Genomic DNA, 5,271 nt, shown 5'->3' on the forward strand with positions numbered 1-5,271 from the left:
GGTAGACCTTTGAAAACTGAACAAAGTTTCGACGAATCAAATGTGCAGGGCTCTTTAATCCGTAAGGATTAAAGACAAAAACATTTGCGAAGTCAATTCGCTTAAAGTAATAACAAATCAAAAAGAGCTTAACAAGCTTTTCATATTATATGAGAGTTTGATCCTGGCTCAGGATGAACGCTGGCGGTGTGCCTAATACATGCAAGTCGTACGCATTCTCGTTTCTGATTGACGGTGCTTGCACCTAATTGACGAGACATTGGAATGAGTGGCGGACGGGTGAGTAACACGTGGGTAACCTGCCCAGAAGTGGGGGATAACATTTGGAAACAGATGCTAATACCGCATAAAAGTCAAAACCACATGGTTTTGATTTAAAAGATGGCCTTTGTGCTATCACTTCTGGATGGACCCGCGGCGTATTAGCTAGTTGGTAAGGTAACGGCTTACCAAGGCAATGATACGTAGCCGAACTGAGAGGTTGATCGGCCACAATGGGACTGAGACACGGCCCATACTCCTACGGGAGGCAGCAGTAGGGAATCTTCCACAATGGGCGCAAGCCTGATGGAGCAACACCGCGTGAGTGAAGAAGGGTTTCGGCTCGTAAAACTCTGTTGTTAAAGAAGAACGTATCTAAGAGTAACTGCTTAGGTAGTGACGGTATTTAACCAGAAAGCCACGGCTAACTACGTGCCAGCAGCCGCGGTAATACGTAGGTGGCAAGCGTTATCCGGATTTATTGGGCGTAAAGCGAGCGCAGGCGGTTTTTTAAGTCTGATGTGAAAGCCTTCGGCTTAACCGAAGAAGTGCATCGGAAACTGGGAGACTTGAGTGCAGAAGAGGACAGTGGAACTCCATGTGTAGCGGTGAAATGCGTAGATATATGGAAGAACACCAGTGGCGAAGGCGGCTGTCTGGTCTGTAACTGACGCTGAGGCTCGAAAGCATGGGTAGCGAACAGGATTAGATACCCTGGTAGTCCATGCCGTAAACGATGAATGCTAAGTGTTGGAGGGTTTCCGCCCTTCAGTGCTGCAGCTAACGCATTAAGCATTCCGCCTGGGGAGTACGACCGCAAGGTTGAAACTCAAAGGAATTGACGGGGGCCCGCACAAGCGGTGGAGCATGTGGTTTAATTCGAAGCAACGCGAAGAACCTTACCAGGTCTTGACATCTAGCGCCAATCTCAGAGATGAGACGTTCCCTTCGGGGACGCTAAGACAGGTGGTGCATGGTTGTCGTCAGCTCGTGTCGTGAGATGTTGGGTTAAGTCCCGCAACGAGCGCAACCCTTATTATCAGTTGCCAGCATTTAGTTGGGCACTCTGGTGAGACTGCCGGTGACAAACCGGAGGAAGGTGGGGACGACGTCAAATCATCATGCCCCTTATGACCTGGGCTACACACGTGCTACAATGGACGGTACAACGAGTTGCGAACTCGCGAGGGTAAGCTAATCTCTTAAAGCCGTTCTCAGTTCGGACTGTAGGCTGCAACTCGCCTACACGAAGTCGGAATCGCTAGTAATCGCGGATCAGCATGCCGCGGTGAATACGTTCCCGGGCCTTGTACACACCGCCCGTCACACCATGAGAGTTTGTAACACCCAAAGTCGGTGGGGTAACCTTTTAGGAGCCAGCCGCCTAAGGTGGGACAGATGATTAGGGTGAAGTCGTAACAAGGTAGCCGTAGGAGAACCTGCGGCTGGATCACCTCCTTTCTAAGGAATAAAACGGAACCTTGCACATAGCGTCGAAACTTTGTTTAGTTTTGAGGGGTTTACCCTCAGNGCTTAATTATATAAATGCTTATTTGGGCCTATAGCTCAGCTGGTTAGAGCGCACGCCTGATAAGCGTGAGGTCGATGGTTCGAGTCCATTTAGGCCCATATTTGGGGAATTAGCTCAGATGGGAGAGCACCTGCTTTGCAAGCAGGGGGTCAGCGGTTCGATCCCGCTATTCTCCATTGCCGACCGACAGGTTGGCAGGACTTGTACTTTGAAAACTAAATAATATCGAAATANAATTTGTACTTTGAAAACTAAATAATATCGAAATAATTTTTTAAAACAACCGAGAACACCGCGTTATTTGAGTTTTTTAATAATGTAGTTAGATTGCATCGCGTAATACTCAATTAATCTGTGGTACCACGTAGTGGTATGACAAGGTTAAGTTATAAAGGGCGCATGGTGAATGCCTTGGTACTAGGAGCCGATGAAGGACGTTACTAACAACGATATGCTTCGGGGAGCGGTAAGTACGCTTTGATCCGGAGATTTCCGAATGGGGAAACCCAGCTAATTTAATCGTTAGTTACTGGTCAGTGAATACATAGCTGAGCAGAGGTAGACGCAGTGAACTGAAACATCTAAGTAGCTGCAGGAAGAGAAAGAAAAATCGATTCCCTGAGTAGCGGCGAGCGAAACGGGAAGAGCCCAAACCAACGAGCTTGCTTGTTGGGGTTGTAGGACTGAACATTTGAGTTACCAAAGTAAGACGTAGTCGAATCAGCTGGGAAGCTGAACCAGAGCGGGTGATAGTCCCGTAGACGAAACGTGTTACTCTCAGTTCAGGATCCTGAGTACGGCGGAACACGTGAAATTCCGTCGGAATCCGGGAGGACCATCTCCCAAGGCTAAATACTCCCTAGTGACCGATAGTGAACCAGTACCGTGAGGGAAAGGTGAAAAGCACCCCGGAAGGGGAGTGAAATAGTTCCTGAAACCATGTGCCTACAAACAGTGGGAGCCCGTTAATGGGTGACCGCGTGCCTATTGTAGAATGAACCGGCGAGTTACGATTGCATGCCAGGTTAAGGTGAAAAAACCGGAGCCGTAGCGAAAGCGAGTCTGAAATGGGCGTATGAAGTATGTAGTTGTAGACCCGAAACCAGGTGACCTACCCATGTCCAGGTTGAAGGTGCGGTAAAGCGCACTGGAGGACCGAACCCGTGTCAGTTGAAAATGGCTGGGATGAGGTGTGGGTAGCGGTGAAATTCCAAACGAACTTGGAGATAGCTGGTTCTCTCCGAAATAGCTTTAGGGCTAGCCTCGGATTAAGAATCATGGAGGTAGAGCACTGTTTGGACTAGGGGCCCGTCATGGGTTACTGAATTCAGATAAACTCCGAATGCCATTGATTTATGTCCGGGAGTCAGACGGTGAGTGATAAGATCCATCGTCAAAAGGGGAACAGCCCAGATCACCAGTTAAGGTCCCAAAATATATGCTAAGTGGAAAAGGATGTGGAGTTGCACAGACAACTAGGATGTTGGCTCAGAAGCAGCCACCATTTAAAGAGTGCGTAATAGCTCACTAGTCGAGTGATCCTGCGCCGAAAATGTACCGGGGCTAAGCATATTACCGAAACTGTGGATGCATCCGTAAGGATGCGTGGTAGGAGAGCGTTCTAAGGGCGACGAAGTCAGACCGTGAGGACTGGTGGAGCGCTTAGAAGTGAGAATGCCGGTATGAGTAGCGAAAGACAGGTGAGAATCCTGTCCACCGAATGACTAAGGTTTCCTGGGGAAGGCTCGTCCTCCCAGGGTAAGTCGGGACCTAAGCTGAGGCCGAAAGGCGTAAGCGATGGATAACAGGTTGAGATTCCTGTACCAGTTAACTGTGTTTGAGCAATGGAGGGACGCAGGAGGCTAAGCAAACCAGACGATTGGAAGAGTCTGGCCAAGCAACAAGTCTTGATTAGAGTTAAATGCTTTAATCTCTACGGACAAGTTGTGATGGGGAGCGAAATTTAATTAGCGAAGTTGCCGATGTCACACTGCCGAGAAAAGCTTCTAGTGAATAGTTAACTGCCCGTACCGCAAACCGACACAGGTAGTCGAGGAGAGAATCCTAAGGTGAGCGAGTGAACTCTCGTTAAGGAACTCGGCAAAATGACCCCGTAACTTCGGGAGAAGGGGTGCTGCACGCAAGTGCAGCCGCAGTGAATAGGCCCAGGCGACTGTTTATCAAAAACACAGGTTTCTGCAAAATCGAAAGATGAAGTATAGGGGCTGACGCCTGCCCGGTGCTGGAAGGTTAAAAGGATGGGTTAGCTTCGGCGAAGCTCAGAATTGAAGCCCCAGTAAACGGCGGCCGTAACTATAACGGTCCTAAGGTAGCGAAATTCCTTGTCGGGTAAGTTCCGACCCGCACGAAAGGCGTAACGATCTGGGCACTGTCTCAACGAGAGACTCGGTGAAATTGATATACCTGTGAAGAAGCAGGTTACCCGCGACAGGACGGAAAGACCCCATGGAGCTTTACTGTAGCTTGATATTGAGTGTTTGTACCGCTTGTACAGAATAGGTAGGAGCCGTAGAAACCGGAACGCTAGTTTCGGTGGAGGCGTTAGTGGGATACTACCCTCGCTGTATGACCACTCTAACCCGCACCACTCATCGTGGTGGGAGACAGTGTCAGGTAGGCAGTTTGACTGGGGCGGTCGCCTCCTAAAAAGTAACGGAGGCGCCCAAAGGTTCCCTCAGAATGGTTGGAAATCATTCGCAGAGTGTAAAGGCACAAGGGAGCTTGACTGCGAGACAGACAGGTCGAGCAGGGACGAAAGTCGGGCTTAGTGATCCGGTGGTACCGTATGGAAGGGCCATCGCTCAACGGATAAAAGCTACCCTGGGGATAACAGGCTTATCTCCCCCAAGAGTCCACATCGACGGGGAGGTTTGGCACCTCGATGTCGGCTCATCGCATCCTGGGGCTGTAGTCGGTCCCAAGGGTTGGGCTGTTCGCCCATTAAAGCGGTACGCGAGCTGGGTTCAGAACGTCGTGAGACAGTTCGGTCCCTATCCGTCGCGGGCGCAGGAAATTTGAGAGGAGCTGTCCTTAGTACGAGAGGACCGGGATGGACATACCGCTGGTGTACCAGTTGTTCCGCCAGGAGCATCGCTGGGTAGCTACGTATGGATGAGATAAACGCTGAAAGCATCTAAGTGTGAAACTCGCCTCGAGATGAGATTTCCCATCTTCCTTCGGGAAGAGTAAGACCCCTCAGAGATGATGAGGTAGATAGGTTGGAAGTGGCAGTGCAGTGATGCATGAAGCGGACCAATACTAATCGGTCGAGGACTTAACCAAGCAAGCGGTGACGGTTGTGAAGAAGAAAAGTAGATATTATTTAGTTTTGAGAGCGCAAGTTCTCAGCACGTAAGTGCTAGTGTGGTAATGACGGCTAGAAGGATACACCTGTTCCCATGCCGAACACAGAAGTTAAGCTTCTAAGCGCCGAGAGTAGTTGGGGGATCGCTCCCTGC

At 49.8% G+C, this 5,271-nt stretch carries 2 tRNA genes and 3 rRNA genes; all 5 read left to right on the plus strand.

The features are described 5' to 3' along the window. Positions 1-145: 145 nt before the first annotated feature. Positions 146-1,722, plus strand: a 16S ribosomal RNA gene (locus FD16_RS12265). 94 nt (positions 1,723-1,816) lie between these two features. After that, a tRNA-Ile gene (locus FD16_RS12270) sits at positions 1,817-1,890 on the plus strand. 5 nt (positions 1,891-1,895) lie between these two features. Then, a tRNA-Ala gene (locus tag FD16_RS12275) sits at positions 1,896-1,968 on the plus strand. A 203-nt stretch (positions 1,969-2,171) separates the two neighbouring features. Continuing rightward, positions 2,172-5,095 (plus strand): 23S ribosomal RNA (locus FD16_RS12280). Positions 5,096-5,175: 80 nt separating this feature from the next. Continuing rightward, positions 5,176-5,271 (plus strand): 5S ribosomal RNA (gene rrf / locus FD16_RS12285); the annotation flags it as partial.

This window comes from Paucilactobacillus suebicus DSM 5007 = KCTC 3549 (assembly GCF_001434475.1).
In the GTDB taxonomy this organism is placed as follows: Bacteria; Bacillota; Bacilli; order Lactobacillales; family Lactobacillaceae; genus Paucilactobacillus; species Paucilactobacillus suebicus.